The following is a 21,049-nucleotide window of genomic DNA, read 5'->3' as shown; positions in this document are numbered from 1 at the left end:
TCCTAAAACCACTGCAGAATCTGTGAAACGGCTTCTGTCAGAATCTGGTTTTCTTCATGTGTGCGTACGGCTGCACGGTAATATCCATCGGCAAGGCCCGGGTAGTTGGAACAGTCGCGGATCAGAATGCCGCCTTTTTCCAGCCGTGCGGCAAGTCCTTTCGGTCCCTCAAAGAACAGATAATTTGCACAGGAATCCCATACGGTAAGACCTGCTTTTTCCAGTTCTGCTTTCATCCAGGCGCGTTCTTTTCCGATCAGTTCCCGTGCTTCTTTGACGTAAGCATCCTCGTTCAGGGCGGCAAGGCCTGCCATCTGCGCCGGAGTCGAAACATTCCACGACTGCATGCTGCGGCTGATCCGATCCAGCAGATCCTCGTCGCTGCAGAGCAGATAGCCAAGACGCAGACCCGGCATTGCGTAAATCTTTGTGAACGCACGCAGAATCAGCAGATTCGGATATTCGTCCAGTTTTCCCTGCATCGTCACTTTTTCCGGCTCCGGCAGAAATTCTATGAAACACTCATCCAGCACCAGATAGATGTTACGCTCCCGGCAGTTATCCAGGATCTTTAAAAGAAGCTCCTGCGGAATCGTAAGGCCGGTTGGATTATTTGGATTACATAAAAAAACAAGATCCAGATCGTCGGTCAGATCATCGCAGAAATCGTCCTGTAAAAGAAAGCCTTTTTCCTTTTGCAGCGGATACATACGGATAAAACACCCTGCCGCTGAAAGTGCTGCTTCATACTCTGCAAATCCCGGCGCTGCAATCAGCGCTTTTTTCGGGCGGAGAGCCTGTGTCAGGGCAAAAATAAGCTCCGCGGCGCCGTTTGCAAACAGGATATTTTCTTCTGGAAGCTGCTCCTTTTCCGACAGTGCCCGGGTCAGGTCCCGGCACAGTGCGTCAGGATACTGTTCCACCGATTCCGCGCTCTTTCTCACCGCCTCTTTCACACTTTCCGGAGCTCCAAGAGGATTGACATTCACAGAAAAATCGACTCTGCATTTTTTCGTGTAAATGTCTCCTCCATGTGGATTTTGTCTCATACCATATGCCTTCCTTTCTCTTTTCCGTTGTGTTTCTATCTTCTCTTTTTACAGAAATAAAAAGAGCGCGCGGATTCCCGCAAAGAACACCAGTCCGAGGAACGAGGTCAGATACATCAGATGATTTGCTCTTTTGATATCTTCCGCCTCGACCGGGCGGATGTCATCGCCGATCGTTGGTTTCTTTACGACTTTGCCGAAATACACGGCATCTCCGGCAAGCTGTACTTCCAGCGCCCCTGCCATAACTGCTTCTGTCTGCGCAGAATTTGGGCTGGCGTGGCAGTAACGGTCGCGTTTGTAAATTTTTTCTGCATTTTTCCAGTTCATGCGCTCGCATGCAGACGCAAGAATCATCAGCCATGCGCTGATTCTCGCCGGTATGTAATTGACGACATCGTCCAGCTTTGCCGCACACCGTCCAAAATACAGATATTTGTCATTTTTGTATCCCACCATGGAATCCATGGTATTGATGGACTTATACAGAAAGCCCAATGCCGGTCCGCCGATGGCAAGAAAGAGGAGCGGTGCAATGACACCGTCCGACGTATTCTCCGCGATCGTTTCCACGGCAGCTTTCGTCACTCCTGTTTCCGAAAGATTTTCCGTATCACGTCCTACGATCATGGAAATCGCATAGCGCGCCCCCGGAAGATCGTTTTCTTTTAATTTCTGATAGACCTTCATGCTCTCATCCTTCAGGCATTTCGTTGCCGGAATCTGCCAGCACCAGAGAACCTCCAGAAGGAAGCCGATGACCGGATGAATTTTAAATGCCGCAAAGAGCAGCAGTGCCGGAACACCGTATCCCGCCAGACAGACGAGGATCACGAGAAAAACTCCTCCGGCAAGCTCTCCCTTTGGCGTTTTCGGAAATACCTTCCGCAGCCATTTTTCCAGCAGGGCAATGAGATTTCCGATCACACGGATCGGATGATACAAAAAGGAGGGATCTCCAAGCAGCAGGTCCAATCCATAGCCCACAATCAGGGCTGCTAATGCTGTTTTCATCTTGTTTTCTCCTGTTCTTTCCGGTAAGAGACACACTGCTCCAGAAATTCCAGTGCGAGGTGCGGACTTGCCATATAGTAAAGATGCGGGAATCCCGCCATCATCCGTTTTGTCGCATGAATGCATTCCCAGTTCCGCTTCCGCAGCGGTTTTGCCGCATGCCATGCACTTCCGCAGTCTGTGCTGTCAAAGTAATGGAACTCATGGCCGCGCACCGGATTTCCGCCGTTCCGAAAGGTATCCTTCGTGTTTGGCGTGAGGGTGATATAGCCGAATCTTCCCAGCTTTTTTGTCCGGTAAACATTTCCCGGAACAGCCTGTACCATAGGATACACATTTCCATCCATATCCTCCATGGATTCTGACAGGTACATATAACCGCCGCATTCTGCAAGAACCGGCATTCCCTGACGGATGTTATCGCGGATCTTCGTTCTCATGGTCTGGTTTTCCGAAAGCTCTTCTGCGTGCAGCTCCGGGTAGCCGCCGCAGAACAGAAGTCCGTCTGTATTCTTTGGCGGCTCCGCATCGGAAAGCGGCGAAAAATATTCGATTTTGGCTCCGAGTGACGCGAGAAGCTCCAGATTATCCCGATAAAAGAAACAGAATGCTTCATCCTTTGCAACGGCAAGAATCGGCTTCGCAGCACGCACCTTGGCGGCTGCTTCGCTTTCTGTCACCTTACACAGGGCTTCCGGCATTTTTCCCGAGAGCTCTTCTGCCCCTTCTGCAATCGCAAGAATTTTTTCAAAATCCAGTGTCTTCTGCAGTGTTTCTGCAAGCAGATTGACCTGCTCCTGCAGATTTTCCACCTCATCCGGCATCACAAGGCCGAGGTGGCGGCTTTCTAAGTGGCATTCCTTCAGTTCCGGCACAAAGCCGACACAGGAAATGCCAAGTTCTTTTTCCGCCATCGGCGCGATCTCCCGGTACAGCATCTCTGACATCCGGTTAAAGATTACACCGGCGATCCGGCTGTCCTCTTTGTACTGCAGGTATCCCTTGATAAAGGCAAGCGCTGAAACGCTCATGCCTTTGGCATCGACAACCAGAAGAACCGGCGTTTTTGTCATACCGGCGAGATCGTAGGCGCTGCCTTTGGTAGAAATTCCTCCAAGACCGTCGTAATACCCCATAACGCCTTCCAATACGGAAATGTCATGACCCGCTGCATGTTTGCAGAACAGATACTGTGTTGTTTCTTCCTCTGTGAAAAACGGATCCAGATTACACGACGGGGCGCCGATTACCTGTTCGTGAAACATCGGATCGATATAATCCGGGCCGCATTTAAACGCTGCGGGCTGCTTTCCCATCTGCTGCAGTGCACGGAGCAGTCCGCAGGTGATCATCGTTTTCCCGCTTCCGCTCCTTCCTGCTGCCAGCATGATTCTTGGTGCTTTCATTCTTTGGCACCTCCCTGGGCTGTAAAGATATAAACCGGATTCTGGGCAATCATCAGATGGCTTCTTCCGGCCTTTTTCGCATTGGAAGCCTGCAGGCAGACGATTTCCGGCTCTTCAAACGCAAGTTTTTTGAAACACGATGCTGCCTCCGCTAATGTTTCCACGGTTACTGTATTTAATACCACGCGGATGTTCGGATTCTTCCGCAGGAGCAGTTCCAGAATCTCTTTTAAGTTTCCGGCAGACCCGCCGATAAATGCATGCGTCGGAACCGGGAGTGCTTCGAGTGCTTCCGGTGCAGTTCCCTCAATAATTTCCAGATGATCCACTGCAAATTTCTTTTTATTTTCCTGCAGAAGTGCAACGGCTGCCGGATTTTTTTCTATCGCATATACCTTTCCCTGTGCTGCACGAAGCGCCATCTCAATCGAAACAGAACCTGTGCCCGATCCAATATCATAGACAACAGAATTCGAAGAAAGCTGCAGATGAGAAAGAGATGCATTGCGCACTTCCCGCTTGGTCATCGGTACTTTGTCACGCAGAAATACTTCATCTGCCATGCCGGCTGTAAACTCCGGTTCCGGATTCGGGTTTTCAAACAGAAGAACCGCAAGCGGAGCAAACTCCATTTTAGCAAGTTCGAATGGGGTTCCTGTCACAATCTGTTCTTCCGGATACGACAGATCCGTTCCCACATGCAGCACAATCTGCTCCCAGCCGTACGAACTTAACGTCTGGCAGATTTCCCTGACACTGCCCTTTCCGCCGGCGATCGCCAGAGTTTTCCGGTTTCGGCGGACCGTCTCCAGAAAGTTGCAGTGCTGCCCGTGCAGGCTCACAAATGCTGCATCCTCCCAGGACACTCCGATTTTGGCACAGAAATAAACCAGCGAAGAAATTCCCGGCTCTACACGGACAGAAAAATCCGCATCTTCCGCAAGGACGGCCTGAAGTTTCTTTGCTCCGCTGTAAAAGCCGACATCACCCGACTGCAGAAGAACAATCTTTTCATATTCCGGGTGCGCCTTCAGATACTCGTAAATCTTTTCCGGGCTGTATTCTGCAAGCATTGGCTTCTGATATTTTTCTACTGCTTTTGTCATGCGTCCCGCACCGATCAGCACATCCGCCTGCTCACACGCGTCTACGAGCGCCAGCGTCATCTGTGCTTCTGCACCAGGTCCGATTCCGGCGATCACGACGTCCCGTTTCACGGACAGATCAAATTTTTCAACGAGATACCGCTTGACCTCGTCCTCCGAGAGTCCTTCTTCCTCTTTCGGACGGCCGATCAGAACGACACGGACACCGGCCTTTTTGGCTGCCTCAATTTTTTCTTCAAAGCCGCCATTTCTTCCGGATTCCTTCGTTACCATCCATTCGGCATGGAACGACTGCAGCATTGCAACGTTCATGTCCATAGAAAACGGTCCCTGCATGCCTATGGTATGTGCGGCATCAAATCCAAGTTCCGCGCAGGATGCAATTACGCCTGGCAACGGCAGCACCCGGGCATACACACGGTTTTTATAATCCGGAAGCTCTGCAAATTTTGCGAGTTCCTTGCTTCCTGTTGTCACCAGAATCTTTCCCTCTGTGCCCGCCAGATACGATACCGCTTCTTCTGTCGTATCGACCATGACGCAGGATGGATCTGCCGCAAGCGACGGCCGCAGCAGCCGAAGATACGTTTTTCCTGCTTTTTCACATGCAGACCGGATATTTTCCGACACAAGATCGGCATACGGATGGGTTGCATCGATAACCATTTCCGGCTGTTCTTCGCCAAAAAGCTGTTCCATCTCTTCTTCTGTCAGTCTTCCGCTTCGAACCGTCAGGGCACCGCCCTCCTCGATCCGGCACTTGCCGTATTCTGTCGCCGTACAGGCAAGGGATGCAATCTCATATTTCTTCAGAAAACTGCAGATTTCCCGGCCTTCCGTCGTTCCGGCAAAGACGATTACTTTATTCATAGCGATATCCCCTCGGCGTTACCATGTGATCCCGGATTTCCTTTGTCTGACTGTTTCCGATAAATACCGTCGTAAACATATCCACTTTTGTATTGCGAAGTTCTGCAAGCGTCATGGTCCGGCTCGTCTCCCCGTCTCTTCCGATCTGGCTTACGATTCCGCAGACGGTTTCCGGCGCTTTGTAACGAAGCATCAGATCACACGCTTTTTCCAGATAATCCGCTCTCTTATGGCTTCCCGGGTTATAAAGACAGATGACAAAATCCGCTTCCGATGCCAGCAGAAGACGTTTTTCAATTTTCTCCCACGGTGTCAGAAGATCGCTCAGGCTGATCAGGGCGAAATCGTGGATCAACGGTGCACCAAGAACGGCAGCGCCTCCCGTTGCGGCGGTCACGCCTGGAATTACCTTAATTTCAATATCAGGCCATTCTTCCGAAAGCTCATACATCAGACCTGCCATACCGTAAACGCCGGCATCTCCGCTGCAGATCATAGCAACCTGTTTTCCCTCTGCCGCAGTTTCAAATGCCAGACGGCAGCGCTCCACCTCTTTCCGCATCGGCGTCGTCAGAAATTCTTTTCCTGCAAAATGTTCTTTTACCAGATCCACATAGACGGTATAGCCGATGATCACATCGCAGTTCCGCAGCGCATCCGCCGCCTCGATCGTCATTTTTTCATATGCTCCGGGGCCGATGCCCACGACAAAAATTGTACTCAAAATACTGCCCTCCAGTCCGCCGCAGCCAGTGCAACTGTTACACCGTCCGCTGCCTTTTTTTTCTTTATCAGTCTGCCGCCGGCGAGAACTGCGCTGCGCTCACAGACATTGTCAATTCCTGTAATCTTCTTCACAAACGGAGACGGCGTAAATTCCCCCTCCGCCGTTTCCAGTTCTTCTGCAGAAAAGGTCCGGTACTGCCAGCCATACTTTTCCACCAGCTGCAGAATTCCCGGCTCCTGCGCTTTCAGATCAATACTTGCCGCCTGTCGAACTGCTTTTGGAGAAATCCCGGCCGCCGCAAGTGCCGCAAGAACCTTTTCTTCAATCCGGCCGGCCGGTGTATTCTTCTTACAGCCGATGCCGACGGTGATCACCTTCGGGATCAGGTGAAGTGTTCTCTCATATGGCGAATCCTCTTCCGATGTGGTAATGCAGATTCCCATCGACGGTTTTGCCGCCTCTTCCGGGATCAGTTCCTCCGGTTTTGTTCCCTCCACCAGAAAACGGCTGCAGAATCCAACCGTTTTTCCGTCCACCAGAAGCGCCGCTGTCTCTTTTGCCAGCTCCATCTCACAAATTTCACAATGATTTTTTACAGCAAAGACATCGACCGCAAACTTGTGATTGACATCCGTTGCCGTTGTAATGACCGGAACCGCACCCGTTACAGCTGCAACTTCTTCCGTCAGCTCGTTTGCTCCGCCGATATGGCCGGAAAGTAATGAAATCACGAACTTTCCCTGTTCATCCATACACAGAACCGCCGGATCTGTCTTTTTACTTTTCACGTACGGTGCAATACTGCGCACCGCAATCCCGCACGCCCCGACAAACAAAATCGCATCCATTTTCTGAAACATGCGCTCTGTCCATGCAGGAAGCGACGGTGCAATCGCAGGAATTCCCGCTTCTTTCCCGTACTTTTCCAGTGCATATCCTTCACAGCTGTGTTTTTTCAGTGCCGCACAGAGTTTTTGATTCCAGACGCACCCGTTTCTTGTAAAACTTGCTATGGCTATTTTCATCTTATTGTTCTGCCTCTCGGAATTCGGTGGTAAACGCCGGATTGTACAGATCACTTCTGCGGTAATTTCCCTGGGAAACGGCATTTCCGATGATCATCAGCGCTGTCTTGGTGATCTGGTTCTTTTTCGCCGTCTCGGCAAGTGTTCCAACGGTGCAGACGAACGTCTTCTCCTCCGGCCAGGTTGCTTTGTAAACAATCGCTGCCGGAGTATCTGCCGTATAGCCGCCTGCAATCAGCTCACGGGAAAGTTCCTCTAAGAGTCCCGTGCTTAAGAATACAACCATCGTTGCCTGATGTGCCGCAAAAGACGCAATGCTCTCCCGCTCCGGAACCGGTGTTCTTCCGGCCATTCTGGTGATGACAACACTCTGGGAGATATCCGGCAGCGTATATTCCATTTCAAGGGCAGCAGCCGCTCCGCAGAAAGAGCTGACACCCGGACAGTCATCGTGAGCGATTCCAAGGGCATCGAGCGCATCAATCTGTTCGCGGATTGCACCGTACAGGCACGGATCTCCCGTGTGGAGTCTTGCCACAGTCTGACCTTTGCTTTCGGCCTCTTTCATAACATCAATCACCTGCTCCAGCGTCATGGTTGCACTGTTATATACCACACAGCCCTCTTTTTTCAGATCCAGCAGTGCCGGATTGACAAGAGAACCTGCATAAATGATAATGTCCGCCTCACCAAGCAGCTTCTGTCCTCTTACCGTAATCAGATCCGGGGCTCCGGGGCCCGCTCCAATAAAATGTACCATCTATTTTTTCCTCTTTTCTTTTACAATAATCAGTGAATAGTAACTTGCCTGGTCCGGGATTTCTTCCGCGCTGAAATACTTCTGTTCCGTATCCATGCCGCAGTTTTCTACCATCACCGCCCGGCAGTTCTTTTCCTTCAGGAACTGTTTCACAGCCGGCATCTTTTTACCCGCTTTCATCAGAACCTTTGTTCCTGAAAGTTCCAGTGCATCTTCAATCTGATAAGACGCCGGAATCACATGCAGTTCTTCGGAATTTTCCACCAGTCCCTCGGAAAGAGATGCTGCTGCCGCGCAGAACGATGTAACACCGCTTACAATTCTCGCATCGTAACCGTCTTCCAGTACCCGTCTGTGTACATAAAGGTAGGTAGAATACACGGTTGGATCTCCGAGTGTCAGAAATACTACGTTTTTTCCTGCATCCAGCAGCTCCTCTATTTTTTCTGCACCGCGCCGGTGATTTTCCTCCAGTTCTTTGGCATTCTTTGTCATCGGCATTGGAATAGCAACGAGCTCTTTTTCTGCCAGTTCCGGCACTGCCTGAACAGCAATCTGGTAGGCAATGCTCTCTTCCGGTTTCTCTCCTGGTACTGCAATCGTATCATTTTCCCAGATCAGACGGACGGCCTTTAACGTCATAAGCTCCGGGTCTCCCGGTCCGATTCCTGTTCCAAATAAAATTCCTGTCATTTTGTTTTTACTCTTTTCTGTTTTCTTTTTCTTCCTGCTCCCGCAGGCGCTCCAGAAGTTCTCCCGCTCCCGGGGTTTCCCCAAGCAGGCCCTCATTGCTTGAAAAAACAATCGCCTCCGTCTGCACTCTGCCCTCAATATGGTAATTCATGTAAAAAGCAATTTTTTCTGTCACTTTTTCCATGGTCTCTTTCAGGCATCCTGCTTCCTTTAAAATCTGCACCGCTTCTTCCGTCGTTCCGGTCTCCAGCAGTTTTTTTGCCAGTGCAAGATCCGCCCCTGCACGCACCGCCTGCGCCGTAAGAAGCTCCGCACGGCAGTCTGCCTCGTGGGAATGGGTATTCATAATTCCGCCGGACACCTTGACAAATTTTCCAAGATGTGCCACAAAAAGGATGGCGTCAAAGCCGAGCTCAGCTGCAAATTCCAGTGTTTTTCCGACGTAATTACTGCACTTAACGGAATGGTCTGCACGGACCCACGGATACGTTTTTAAGAAGTCCTGTCCGTAATTTCCCGGTGTCACCAGAAGGACGCGGTCACCCTGTGCTTTCCGCATTTCCATCTCGACGCGGATCGTGGAAATCAGCGCCTCCTCGCTCATCGGCACTACAATCCCGCTCGTTCCAAGGATTGAAATGCCGCCGGTGATGCCAAGTCTCGGATTGAATGTATGCTTTGCCAGTTCTTCCCCTTCCGGTACGGAGATGATAACCTGCAGTGCGCGGAAATCATCGAGTTTTTTCTGAATCTCCTCCACATTCTCGCGGATCATCTGGCGCGGTACATGGTTGATCGCCGCGTTTCCGACCGGCTGATCCAGCCCCGGCTTTGTCACACGCCCGACGCCGAATCCTCCATCGATTACAATTCCCTCTTCTGTTCCAAACGTCACTTCCGCGTAAATCAATGCTTTATCTGTCACATCCGGATCATCCCCGCCGTCTTTTCGGACGGCACAGCTTACTTTTTCGGCACTTCTCCGGATATCCAGCAATTCCAGATTCAGAACAATGCCCTTTGGCGTATGGATTTTCACTTCCTGTATTTCTTTCCCGGAAAGCAGCATAAACGCCGCTCCCCGCGCTGCCGCTGCAGCGCAGGAACCCGTCGTATATCCCATGCGGAGTTTCTTGCTGCCGCGCATAATATATGCATCTTCCAAGCCTGTCCTGCTCATGTTTTTCTCCTTAACAGATCCGGCGGTTTTTCTGCCAGATCACGCGATCTGTTTTATCATAACACACAATGAAAAAATGCTGAACCATTTTCGCATATTTTTTCAAAAAAGATCAATTTTTCCCGGCTGTTTTTCTATCTCAGAAACTTATTCTTTTCCCAGCTTCCTGTTGTTTCAAACTCCGCAGCTCTTCTTTCTGCCTGTTTTACAATTTTTTCATCAATTCCCATATTTCCAAGCAGCGCAATCGCATTCTTTCCTCTTGCCGGCCCCTGTTCCAGGCGATACGGGAAGGAAATACTCTGCGCGGTAATCTGCTCTTCAAAATGATAATTGGTATAGAGATCTTCCAGCAGATACGTCAGTTCAGTATCATGTGTTGCTGCAAGACAGAGCACATTTGCACGGCGCAGGGCAGCAAGCACACTCTCTGACGCTGCAATCCGCTCCGTCGTGTTTGTTCCCCGCAGCACCTCATCAATGACGCACAGAAGCGGTGTTTTTTCCCGGCTTGCCTCCAGAATCCGTTTTAAAGATTTTGCTTCCACAACAAAGTAACTCTCTCCCTGTGCCAGATTATCGCGGAGTGCCATGGATGTCATGATCCGGCACACAACACCGCGGTACCGCTTCGAAAGACTCGTGTTCAGTGCCTGCGCCAGAATCGCATTCACTGCCATGTTTTTCATAAATGTGGATTTTCCCGACGCATTCGAGCCGGTCAGCAGAATTCCGCCCTCCGCATACAAACTGTTTGCCACCGGATGTGTCAGAAGCGGATGATAAAGCTCCTCCACATCGATCCGACAGCCCGCCTTTTTCTCATCCAGGAATTCCGGCCGGCAGTAATACGAAAGGCTCTCCCGGTACGATGCTGCAGACAGTGCAAAGTCCAGGAGTCCAAGATCCTCTGCCATCTGCAGAATCGCTTTTTCATACGATTTCACTCCGGAAACAACCGAAGAATACTCGATCAGATCCAGCAGAAAGAACGTATGAAAGTATGCAAAAATCATGTTTGCTGCACCGCCCTGCGATTCTTTCGTATTCACAAGTGTTCTGCATTTTCTTGTAATCGGACGGAGTTGTTTTTCCTGTTCTTCCAGACGCTTCTGATACATTTCCAGTCCGGAAATTTTTTCTTTTCCAAGTTCCCTGGCTGTCCGCTGCAGCCGCAGGATACAGCCAAACGCTTTTAATGCACTCTCCAGCTTTTTGCTCTCCCTTCCATGCATCAGTCCGTTGCCGACCATAGAAGCAAACAGAACAGCCACACCCAGCGGAGGCAGTACAAACAGCAGTCCAATTCCAAGCACAGCAATACCGGCCATCAGAAGATATTTCCCCTTCTCTCCAGGCTCCGCCTCCATCAGTACGGCTATTTCTTCTGTCGGCGGATTCATCTTTTCTTTTCCCATCAAAAGAAGTGCTTTCTGCACTGCTTCTCTGGCTTTTTGGTTCTCTGCAAAAAGCTTCATCAGCCGTTCCCGCTCTTCCCTGATTTCTGTTGTTGTGACCGGCATCCGAAGCGCCGTGTACAGATATTCTTCCCCGCACACCGACACTGTGTGGTCGACTGTGTCAAAAACCGCATCGAGATCCAGGTCATTCCAGGTAATCGCGTCCACGCAGAAGTTTTCCCCTGCTTTTCGTCTCAGACACGCTTCCAGTTTTTCTTTCTTTTCCCGTGCCGTCCGTTTCTCCTGCTTTTTTCCCCATTTCTTCCGCAGTTGTACCAGCTTCTTTTCCTGTTCATTTCTGTTATTCTGTACCATCCAAACTCCCAGCAGTATCAGAACAACAAAAATTCCTGCTGCCGTGTACAGTTCTTTCATGTCTTATCGCCATCCTTTTTCCTGCTCTGTATCATAAGTCTTTTGATTCTGTCTTATTCTAGCACAGAACCCTCTTCCCTTCCAGATTTTGTTGCAAAAATCATCTCCACCGCCGCATGTACAGCCAGTCTCTGTGAACTGCTGCCGTCACCAATGCAGGTGGAAAGGGTAAGTATCTTTTGAACTTTCTTTTCCTCACCGCTGCCAAAGATAATGCTGTTTTCTTTTCTTTCCTGTACCCATGCATTCCAGTCCGCATCGCTCCATGCTCCCAGCCGGTAAACATCACTTTTGGCATCCGTCTCCTCCACACTCCAAATACGGCACTGCCATGCTTCACCCGGCAAATACAGGTACAGATACGGAAATTCCTGTTCCCACGACGCCTCACGATACTTTTTCAATCCTCCGAACATCGTTCCATCCCGCATATTATGCCCATATAAAATCGTGTGACGTTCAGAAAAATCCTCTGGTGTATCACACGGTGCAAAAATACTGCCGTAAATCCGCTCCCTGCAAAACGCATCGTGTGTCAGATAATATGCGTTATCCTGCCCGTGCGCAACCGGAACATCTAAGGCGCAGCCCGGAATCCAGAGCCACGCGCAGATTTCTCTATTTTTTGATCGAAGTCCTGTAAAATCAATTGTCCGAAACAGATTTTGATCTGTACTGCCCGGTTCCTGCTCCTGCACTTCTTCGCTTTTTTCGTTTTCCTCTTTGTTCTCTTCTTTTTCTTCTCTGACATACATCTCCACCGCTTCTTCCTGTTCTTTTCGAATCTGCCGGCTTACCTGAATCTGCGGCAGATACCAGAAAAAAAGCGCCGCCAATGTCAGAACTGCAATCCCTCTTCTTTTTCTGCTGATTTTTTCTCTCTCCATTTTGTTTTCATTCCACCACCCGAACCGATGGTGGAATGTTTTTCCGTTTTGTTATTCAACCGGAATCCGGTTTTTTACAATACTGTTGTGTCCATAATCATCCCAGCGGTATTTCTGATTTTCAAATACAACCTCACTTTCTTTGGGATGTCCGCAAAGATTTACCGATACCGAAAAGACGCGCGCAGGATCTTTTCCATATGCCGGCTCTTCTAGTTTTTTCACGGTAACATTCTTCGTACCTGTCACCTGCATAAGCGAATACCGCAGCACCTTCTTCTCCTGTACCCGGTAATCGTTTCCTGCCGGAATTCCCCGGATCTGTACCGACTGTTCCGTGTAGCCGTCCTGATCTGTCGTTTTCTCCACCTGTGTTTTTGTAAACGTAAGATAGCATTGGTATGTATGTTCTTTTCCATACAGATCCTTTCCCTTCACGGAAAACAGAAACGTTGGATTTCCATGCGCCCATGTAATCTCATCCGCCTTAATCTTCTTTGTAATCGTCAAGGTTTCACATGCAAGATCCTTCATCGTCACGGTCTGCACTTCCTGTTTTGCCTCCAGCACAAACGAAACCGGTTCTGCCGCAAGGTATCCATCCGGCGCGGCCTCCTCCACAAGGACATAAGAACCCGGCTTTAATTTTTCCAGTTCATGCGGGCCGCTTCCTCCTGAAATCCAGCTGTCCACACGGTTTCCATCCATATCTTTTAATACCAGCTTTGCGCCGGAAATTCGTTTTCCGCTCTCTGCATCTATTTTTTCAATTGTCAGATGTGTTCCATCATTTTCGACCGTCACCGACAGTTCCGATTTACCGTCAATTTTTCCGTTTTCTACCACAAATTCCCGGCATGTGCTGTCCAGCAGAAAGCCCTCCGGAGATGCTGTCTCCTGATAGTACCAGACACCGTCCAAAAGTCCCGTCAGCTCAATTTTTCCATTTGCATCCGTCTTTTTTGTCTCATCAAAACTTCCATCTTTCGTCCAGATATGAAAGGCTGCTCCCTGAAGCACTTTTCCGTCTCCCTGACTTACTTTCTGCAGAACAAAACGGTTCTTCCAGTTTGTAAACGTCAGTGTGATCTGTGCGTTTTGTTCCCCGATCGTTATTTTCTTTTCCGTCGGATCCAGCACATATCCATTTGGAGCCGCCGTTTCCCGCACAAGATACGTTCCGTACTCCAGCCCGTTTTTGAACGCCTCTCCATTTTCATCCGTTTTCAGCACAGCTGCTACCGCCTGATCCGGAAACAGCACTGTTCCGTTTACCGTTGTAATTGCTCCGCTCGCAATCACCTGATATGTTGCACCAGAAAGTACTTTCCCTGAGTTTTCTTCCGTCTTTTTTATCTTCAGTGAGCCTGTTTTTCTTGTGTTTTCTGCCTCCAGATGGATCGTCTGCATGCCTTCCTTGTCAATGGAAAATTCCTGCTCCCAGCTTCCTGCATAACCAGCTGGATTCTTTGTCTCCACAACACGGAATTTTCCATTTTCACTGTCTGTATCCAGAATTCCCTCCAGCAGATAAGAACCCGTTTTTTTCACCCAGTTCATCTTTTTGAATTCACTCCAGGTGTTGTTTTTCCAGCGGTACACGGTAAATTCTGCACCCGAAATAGCTTCTTTTGTCTCTGCATCCATTTTTTTCACTACAAGATCTCCTACTTTCGACAGATGACAGGGAACGTTCGCTGTGTAACCAAATTCCGAAGTATTCCACGGCACAACAGTTATTCCCGTTTCCCGGGATGCTCCATGCCAGTTGTTGTACGTACTGGAAGTATCGTTTACAAAATTATCCGGCCATTTTTTCGGTGCTTTCACTCCGCCGCCGGGACCAGTTACCGCGTCGTTAGTGCCTCCATCATAGAAAATCATCGTCTGGGAATTTCCTTCAAAGGTAACTGTAACCCAGCCTTCCGAATTTTCCGGAGTTGTTCCACCGTCCGGCTCAGAGCCGCGTCTTGCCGACCAGATCGCTTCTGTTCTGGCATCGTAGACGATTCTGGCATCTGCCTCCTTCGTCAGATAGATATGTTCTGTCTCATCAGCCAGATAAAAGCCCTGCTTAAAGTCCAGATCTGAAAGTGTAAAATATCCTTTCACATTCAGCGGATTTCCTTTACTGTCGTAATAAGCAAACCGTACCTTGATCCAGAGCAGACCTTTAATATCAATGACCGGCTTATTGTGGTCAATCGCCACGACTACCGCATCCACGTCCTCATACCCTGATGGTACAACCGTGTTCTGCCAGTCTTCCAGCCAGATCCGCATCGTTACATTTTCCCCGTGGCACTCTCCAACATTCGTATATTCCGCATACATTTTTCCTTTTTTCGACTCCAGCGGCGTGAAGGAACGGAGATTACTCCATCCCTTCACATCGGCCGCCGGCCACCATGTGGAACAGCATTTCGAATGGCTCTCTCCGTTTTTGCAGAACAGATTGTCCCAGGTACTTCCATCTGTACTTCCAAAACGGATTTTTGTCTCACTTCCGATCAGCGGGGTAAAATCATATCGGCCGTCAATAACAGAGTCCGATGATACAACTTCTCCGATTCCGGCTTTCGAAAGAGAAGGAAGACTCGTAAGACTCGAAGCCAGAACATCTTCCCGAAAACAAAATCCCAACAACAGCAGAATTCCTGCGAGAAACCAGAAGCTTTTCTTTGCTCTTTTCATTCTTTCCTCCTTTCAGACCGGCCCGCGGCAAGAAACAGGAAGGCTCCTGTCACGGCAATTCCAATGGGGACCGCTGCTGACGGATCGCGCAGACCTGTTTTTGGCGCGCTGTGCCAGATAGAGGGGCCTTCTTCCTGCGGCAGATCTTCTCCTTCGACAGAAAAAATCCATTTTACCCCGCTTTTCCGAAGTGCCCATTCATTTCCAAGTTCTGACGGCACACGGATTGAAAAACAGATTTCTTTCCGTTCATCTGGACTGCATATTCCAAGACTTTTTGCTGCCCATAGTCCCTCACTCTCTAAATCACCTTCATAAATCACGCTGTCTCCCTCTCGTATTTCCAGTTTCACCTTGGAAAGCAGTTCTTTTTCTGCTTCACTGAGTTCTTCCGGAAGTTCCGTCCGCAGAAAAAATTCTGCACGGCTTGCTGTCGTGTTCACCAGTGTGAACGTATCTTCCCATTCATCTCCCGGCATCAGCACTGGAAAGTTCCGAAAGAAATTGTCGGGTGCCAAGATCAGATTCCGCGCTGCTCCTTCGTACGAAACGGTGAGGAAGCTCTGCTGCGAAACCTCCGAAACGGTATTATCCGCCTCGTGGACACACTGTTCTATTTCCAGTTCTTCTCCCCACGGAGCTTCTGCCGTAAAATCCGGCGTCACATTCGCTGCCTGTACGGCCTCCGCCTGGATTTCAACGGACAGCACCTGTCCCTCCGCCTCACTGGTCCACGCAGATGGAATGGTGATTGTACGGAAAAAATCGACAGATTCCTGCTTTCCCAGCACTTTTGGATAATAATAATACTCTCCTGCTTTCAGCCAGACGTCCTCGATTCCCCCAAGGTCCTCTTCCCCCAGACGGTAATCCTGCGTTTCTTCCTCATCAAACACAGGCTTTACCCGGACATAGCATGGTTCAGCATAATTGGTGATCCGCGGAATTTTTGAAATCACCTGGGAAGGCAGTACAATGCCGTTTTCCGGTCCCTCATACTTCTTTTCTCCATCCCCGTCTTCCTCATATTCCCAGATTCCAATATTTACATCTCCGACAGCTATTTTGTTAATGGTCTCAACACTGCTCCGGTAATATGCATACGTTCCGCTGATTCCCATCAGAAGACTTGCCGCCGCACATCCGATCCTGACGCGTTTTCCTTTCATGTCTGACCACCTCTCTCATAAGCATCCCATGCCTCCCGATAGCCGTGAAATACCATATTCCCCTTCTGGATCTGCACCGATTCCTCATAGACCGAAACCTCAAGTTCTTTCTGTTCCATTTCTTTTGCAACGCGGATTCCGGTAAACAATTCCGTCGTGCTTTCGCCTTCTGAAACCGGTTTTTTGTAATAATAGTAGTCATCTTCTCCTTTTACCCAGTTTTCCGTATCAAGTCCCTCAATCGCTTCAATTGGTTCACTGAATATAAGTGCCGCTCGAATATAGCAGGCAACGGAACCTTCATTTCTGATTTTTACTCTCTTTACCACACTTTTCCCTGGCGGTACGGGCGTCGGTGTCGGAAATTCTTCATCGATAGTACTTGTATTATGTCCGAACACCATACGATTCCAGACACTCTCGTGATCTGTAAAATACGCCGAAGTTCCCGGCAGCAGCCAAATGGCTGCCGCCATCGTACACCCGGCCGCACCCGCAAGGAAAAACAGCCGTTTCGTCTTTTTCTTCATCTTTTGTCCCCCAGAAAACTGCTTAAATTCCAGGTGCTTCTGTCTGTTCCGGCTCCGACTGCGGTGCCGTTACCTGCCCCTTCTGCCCATTATTCTGATTTACATACTTCTCCCAGGCCTTTGCTGCCCGCTCGGCAGCCGTACTTCCCTCACCGGTATTCAGCGCCTGGATTGCATAATAATTGATCGGAATATCGACCTCTTTTTCATCCAGCTGCCCTTCCACGATATTAGCTGCTGTCACGCTCGTAAATAAAGGATCCGTCGCTTTGCCAGCTGCGAGCACTTCATTGTAGAGATATGTATATACCATCGAATTGTTCTGTTTTTTCTTGTACATCAGCACCCATTTTTTCGAAAGCTGATTCATCGAAAACAGTTCCGTATCGACGGCTGCCCCGCCGTTTAAACGGTTTCCGGATGTATCTGCAACGATCACTTTTGCGATTGGTATGGAAACATCCATATAAACGTAAGAATCATTTTTACCTTTATTTTTGATACGCGGGTCCTTCGGAATCACCTGGGTCGGCACGATATGATTGGTCTTTCCGTCCGGATCTGGTGCGTACGATGGTTCATTTCCTTCGATATCTACTTTTCCCACAACAAACTGGTTCGTCACAGAATCCTTATCCGTCAGATACGCCAGTGTTCCGCCCGCTGCCAGGGCTCCTGTCAGAAGCAGTGATGCTGCCCAGAATACGATTTTCCGCTGTTTTTTCATAGATCAATTCCTCCTGTTTTCCTAAATAATTTTGCTAATTCTTTTTATAACTTGTTTTCCTGCATGATTTTTCTACCGTGCCAAAGCTGCCGGATTGTAAAAAGCATCACCGCTCCCACGGCCAGAAAAAAGAGTGTTCCTCTCTGCCGGAGCCAGACGATACCAAAGCCAAGCCAGGGAAGAGCTACGATCACATTCCCGATCACCTGTTTTTCCAAAACGATGCCTGCATCTTCCTCCGCGTTGGCATCCCCCTTAGTACAGTATCCTTCCTCGCTCTTTTCCACGATCCGGTGTGTCACCACCATATTTCCTCTCCGGTAGGTAATCACATCCCCCGGATTCCATTCCTTCTTCCGTCCATCCACAACCACAACAGATCCCGTCGGGATCTCCGGTTCCATGGACCCGGACAGTACGACATAGGCGCAGAAATACTGCATCAGATACCATCCCGCCGCCAGAAAAAGGAAGGAAAGAAAGCCCTGCAGCCCCAGTTTTCCTTTTGCTTTCATTTGCTCCCTTCCGTCGATGCGGACATCCAGACTGTCATTTTTGCACGCAAAAAACAGAGGATAGCATTTACCCTCTGTCTCAGAATATCCCTGTTTCATTTTCTCTAAAGTTCTTGTAAAAGTGATTTAAACTTACCATAGTCCGGGCGAAAGCGCAAGCATTGTCTGCCCGTTTAATTCTAAATTTTTTCTAAAGCCTGAAACGCAGAAAATTTTCAGAACTTTTCCCGGATCTTTTTTTCTCCAAACGCAAGCCGCTTTTCCAGCTCCTGCCCATTTTCTGCCCCAAGGATTTTTCGCATTACACTCTCTTCTTCCCGGATTCCTTTTCCGTGAAGTACGCCGTATGCGCCGGCATCACTTCCCGCCGCAAGCACAACGTCCTTTTCAAATGCGAGCTGCAGACCTTTTTTCTGCGTCTCAAAAATCCACGCCAGCGTTTCAGCCGGATATCTGCCGTTCTCCAGAAGATTCGAAACCGTCACAATTGTCGGCACCCAGATTGTTGCATGCTCTGCCATACAGCAGATGCTCTCTTCATTCTGAAAGTTCCCGTGCTCAACCGAGTCCACGCCTGCCTCTGCCGCATCCATCACAGCCTGTGCGCCGTTCACATGCGCCATCACAGAAAGCCCCGCATCATGCGCCGCAGCTGTCATTGCAAAAACCTCTTCCCTGGAAAGCGGCTCACTGGTCACATGCCCCTTTGTCGCGAAATCCAGGATTCCCGTCGTCATGATCTTGATAAAATCTCCGCCCGCACGGCGTACTTCACGCACAAGCGCGCAATACTCTTTCCCGTCTGAAAATGCGCGTCCGACAATTTTTCCATAACGGCCCGCCCTGTGAATCGCAAAAACCGGTGTGCGGTATGTGATCCCGTACTCCGGCGCAAGGCTCCGTGCAAGAACACCCGCCCCGTACGGATCTCCGCCGTCACGCACATAGGAAATCCCTGCCTTCTGATACGCCGCCAGATGTTCCCGGATCAGATCCTCCCGCGGGCCGTTTTCATGCGCTGCCGCCGCCTTTTTGTAATCCACACCGTCCATAAAAATATGGGCATGGCATTCTGCTGTCACCATTTTTGTTTACCGCCTTATCTCCGATTCCACCACAGCTTCTCTGCGGCCCATTTTCCAGTTCTGCTCCGAGAGATACAGATGATATCCACAGCCGTTTTCTACTCGCCAGTCATAGTAACTCTTCTGTGGCACGCCGTACTGCTCAAGGATACTCATGATCGTGCCTCCGTGCACCACCATCGCCACGTTGCGGTAATGGCGGCGGATACACGTATCCACCATCTTGTCAAAGCCGGCGATGCAGCGGTCCTTGAACTGCTGCGGGCTCTCACCGCCCGGAAAGGCAAGCGTCGCCATGGAATCAATCCACTCCTGGTATTTCGGATTATCTTTTAATTCCTGATAATTTTTGTTCTCAAACTCACCAAAATTGCACTCTGCAAATTCCGGGATTTTGACCTGTTTGGCATACGGATACAGAATGTCTGCCGTTTCCAGACACCGTTTCAGCGGGCTGACGAACAGAAGCTCAACGGTATCCATCGTCCGCTGTTCCAGCTCTTTTTTCCCTTCCTCACACAGTGGTTCATCCGTCACGCCGATATACCGTCCTAATGTATTGCCATAGGTTTTTCCATGGCGGATCATTGCAATTTTAATCATGTTTTTCCTCACCTTTCAGCAGGATTCCGATTCCGCACACCACACGGGTTACCGAATCAGCCTTTGCTGCCAGCTCCGTACAGATGCGCCCCGTCTTTTCCCGCCATTTCCGGTCGAAGGGTTCGATCGGAACCACTCCGTAACCGAGTTCATTCGTAACAATGCAGATTTCCGGATTTTTCTGCAGCAGTTCTTCCAGTTCTGCTTCCGGTGCAGTCCCGGTCTCCTCTTCCAGAAGGAGCCATCTGCGGACCAGTTCCTGAAAATCATATACGCCGGAACATGCCGACAGCTCCTCTTTCGAAACTGCTGCCCCATCGGCCCATCCTGTTTCTTTTCCGGTCATCTTCTTTGCAAAGTCAAGCTTTCCCTGAAAAGCCCCTCCAATTACTAATTTCATTTCCAGTTCTCCATTCCAAGAGAAAGTACCACAAGAGACAGGAGCTGTGCCAGCTCACAGAGCGAAAGGAAATAGCCTGCGAGATCTCCTGTAATTCCTCCAAAATACTTACTGCTTTTCCATTTATAATAACAGAATACCAGTGCCGATACAACCAGTACATCCAGTGCCGCCCAGACGCAGAACGAAGCTGAGAGCGCCGTCACGGCAAAAATCGTCACAACAAGCACCGCCGCCGTTCTTTTTTTCTCTGCGCTCATGCCAAACGCTGCCGCTGTTCCTTTCGGATTGGCATTTGGAAAAAACGCGATCGAAAGACCGCTGAACGATCTCGAAACTGCGAAGCCAAATGCATACGCCGGAAAAATCTTCCAGACAAGTTCTCCGGCTGCGCCCGCGTACAGTACAAAATACAGACATCCCATAATAATCGCAAATGCTCCGGCGTGCGGGTCTTTTAAGATTTCCAGTCGGCGCTGTTTTTCTCTCCAGGAACTTAACGCATCCATCGTATCCAGATAGCCGTCGAGGTGAATGCCGCCCGTCACCAGAACCGGAACTGCCGTCAGCACTGCAGCCCGCAGCATGCTTCCCGCGCCAATCTGCTGCAGCAGCCAGAAAAGCACCGCCGAAACTGCACCGACAGCCAGTCCGACCCACGGAAAGAAACACAACGCATATTTCATGTTCTCTTTTTCCCAGTCTGCCGGCGGCATCGGGATTTTCGAGTACATGGCAAACGCCACTTTAAAATTATTCCATATCGTTTTCATC

The 21,049-nt window shown here is 49.6% G+C and carries 20 protein-coding genes; all 20 read right to left on the bottom strand.

Annotation, left to right across the window (positions count from 1 at the left end):
• Window positions 1-2: 2 nt before the first annotated feature.
• Window positions 3-1,049, bottom strand: a complete 1,047-nt coding sequence (gene cobD / locus DWX32_RS01550) for a threonine-phosphate decarboxylase CobD (RefSeq protein WP_117804064.1) — start codon at window positions 1,047-1,049, stop codon at window positions 3-5.
• 48 nt (window positions 1,050-1,097) lie between these two features.
• Window positions 1,098-2,063, bottom strand: coding sequence for an adenosylcobinamide-phosphate synthase CbiB (cbiB, locus tag DWX32_RS01545; protein ID WP_118659144.1), 966 nt, complete (start codon window positions 2,061-2,063; stop codon window positions 1,098-1,100).
• A complete protein-coding gene (locus DWX32_RS01540; RefSeq protein WP_118659143.1) occupies window positions 2,060-3,469 on the bottom strand; it encodes a cobyrinate a,c-diamide synthase in 1,410 nt (469 codons plus the stop codon). The genes cbiB and DWX32_RS01540 overlap by 4 nt, the downstream gene beginning before the upstream one ends.
• The gene (gene cobK / locus DWX32_RS01535) at window positions 3,466-5,445 is read right to left on the bottom strand and encodes a precorrin-6A reductase (protein WP_117801002.1); all 1,980 of its coding nucleotides are present in this window, start codon (window positions 5,443-5,445) and stop codon (window positions 3,466-3,468) included. Before cobK ends, DWX32_RS01540 begins: the two co-directional genes overlap by 4 nt.
• Complete coding sequence (cobJ, locus tag DWX32_RS01530; RefSeq protein WP_022462307.1) at window positions 5,438-6,169, bottom strand: precorrin-3B C(17)-methyltransferase; 732 nt, start codon at window positions 6,167-6,169, stop codon at window positions 5,438-5,440. Before cobJ ends, cobK begins: the two co-directional genes overlap by 8 nt.
• Entirely contained in the window at window positions 6,166-7,197 is a 1,032-nt protein-coding gene (locus tag DWX32_RS01525; protein ID WP_118659142.1) for a cobalt-precorrin 5A hydrolase, read from the bottom strand. The genes cobJ and DWX32_RS01525 overlap by 4 nt, the downstream gene beginning before the upstream one ends.
• Before the next feature lies 1 nt (window position 7,198).
• On the bottom strand, window positions 7,199-7,957 hold the full coding sequence (gene cobM / locus DWX32_RS01520) for a precorrin-4 C(11)-methyltransferase (RefSeq protein ID WP_117804060.1): 759 nt from the start codon (window positions 7,955-7,957) through the stop codon (window positions 7,199-7,201).
• Window positions 7,958-8,650, bottom strand: a complete 693-nt coding sequence (cobI, locus tag DWX32_RS01515; protein WP_117804059.1) for a precorrin-2 C(20)-methyltransferase — start codon at window positions 8,648-8,650, stop codon at window positions 7,958-7,960.
• Window positions 8,651-8,657: 7 nt separating this feature from the next.
• A complete protein-coding gene (gene cbiD, locus DWX32_RS01510; RefSeq protein ID WP_055226415.1) occupies window positions 8,658-9,830 on the bottom strand; it encodes a cobalt-precorrin-5B (C(1))-methyltransferase CbiD in 1,173 nt (390 codons plus the stop codon).
• Window positions 9,831-9,964: 134 nt separating this feature from the next.
• On the bottom strand, window positions 9,965-11,665 hold the full coding sequence (locus DWX32_RS01505) for a MutS-related protein (RefSeq protein WP_117509021.1): 1,701 nt from the start codon (window positions 11,663-11,665) through the stop codon (window positions 9,965-9,967).
• Between the two features lie 53 nt (window positions 11,666-11,718).
• Window positions 11,719-12,552 carry a class B sortase gene (locus DWX32_RS01500; RefSeq protein ID WP_117509022.1) on the bottom strand — a complete coding sequence of 278 codons (834 nt, stop codon included), beginning with the start codon at window positions 12,550-12,552 and terminating at the stop codon, window positions 11,719-11,721.
• A gap of 51 nt (window positions 12,553-12,603) precedes the next feature.
• The gene (locus DWX32_RS01495) at window positions 12,604-15,246 is read right to left on the bottom strand and encodes a SpaA isopeptide-forming pilin-related protein (protein WP_117509023.1); all 2,643 of its coding nucleotides are present in this window, start codon (window positions 15,244-15,246) and stop codon (window positions 12,604-12,606) included.
• Entirely contained in the window at window positions 15,243-16,415 is a 1,173-nt protein-coding gene (locus DWX32_RS01490) for a hypothetical protein (protein WP_117509024.1), read from the bottom strand. Before DWX32_RS01490 ends, DWX32_RS01495 begins: the two co-directional genes overlap by 4 nt.
• Window positions 16,412-16,945 (bottom strand): hypothetical protein, encoded by a 534-nt coding sequence (locus DWX32_RS01485; RefSeq protein ID WP_022462298.1) that lies wholly within the window; start codon window positions 16,943-16,945, stop codon window positions 16,412-16,414. The genes DWX32_RS01490 and DWX32_RS01485 overlap by 4 nt, the downstream gene beginning before the upstream one ends.
• A gap of 22 nt (window positions 16,946-16,967) precedes the next feature.
• On the bottom strand, window positions 16,968-17,672 hold the full coding sequence (locus DWX32_RS01480) for a SipW-dependent-type signal peptide-containing protein (protein ID WP_117760344.1): 705 nt from the start codon (window positions 17,670-17,672) through the stop codon (window positions 16,968-16,970).
• 44 nt (window positions 17,673-17,716) lie between these two features.
• Window positions 17,717-18,286: a signal peptidase I gene (locus DWX32_RS01475; RefSeq protein WP_117760345.1), complete on the bottom strand. Its 570-nt coding sequence runs from the start codon at window positions 18,284-18,286 to the stop codon at window positions 17,717-17,719.
• Window positions 18,287-18,402: 116 nt separating this feature from the next.
• Window positions 18,403-19,272 (bottom strand): amidohydrolase family protein, encoded by an 870-nt coding sequence (locus DWX32_RS01470; protein ID WP_207741833.1) that lies wholly within the window; start codon window positions 19,270-19,272, stop codon window positions 18,403-18,405.
• 6 nt (window positions 19,273-19,278) lie between these two features.
• Window positions 19,279-19,875: a histidine phosphatase family protein gene (locus DWX32_RS01465; RefSeq protein WP_022462294.1), complete on the bottom strand. Its 597-nt coding sequence runs from the start codon at window positions 19,873-19,875 to the stop codon at window positions 19,279-19,281.
• The gene (locus tag DWX32_RS01460) at window positions 19,868-20,275 is read right to left on the bottom strand and encodes a bifunctional adenosylcobinamide kinase/adenosylcobinamide-phosphate guanylyltransferase (RefSeq protein WP_022462293.1); all 408 of its coding nucleotides are present in this window, start codon (window positions 20,273-20,275) and stop codon (window positions 19,868-19,870) included. The genes DWX32_RS01465 and DWX32_RS01460 overlap by 8 nt, the downstream gene beginning before the upstream one ends.
• Window positions 20,272-21,048 carry an adenosylcobinamide-GDP ribazoletransferase gene (locus tag DWX32_RS01455; protein ID WP_055226435.1) on the bottom strand — a complete coding sequence of 259 codons (777 nt, stop codon included), beginning with the start codon at window positions 21,046-21,048 and terminating at the stop codon, window positions 20,272-20,274. The genes DWX32_RS01460 and DWX32_RS01455 overlap by 4 nt, the downstream gene beginning before the upstream one ends.
• Window position 21,049: the final 1 nt, after the last annotated feature.

The organism is Blautia sp. AF19-13LB, from assembly GCF_003479105.1.
Lineage (GTDB): Bacteria > Bacillota > Clostridia > Lachnospirales > Lachnospiraceae > Fusicatenibacter > Fusicatenibacter saccharivorans.
This window is presented reverse-complemented; position numbering and strand designations above follow the sequence as displayed.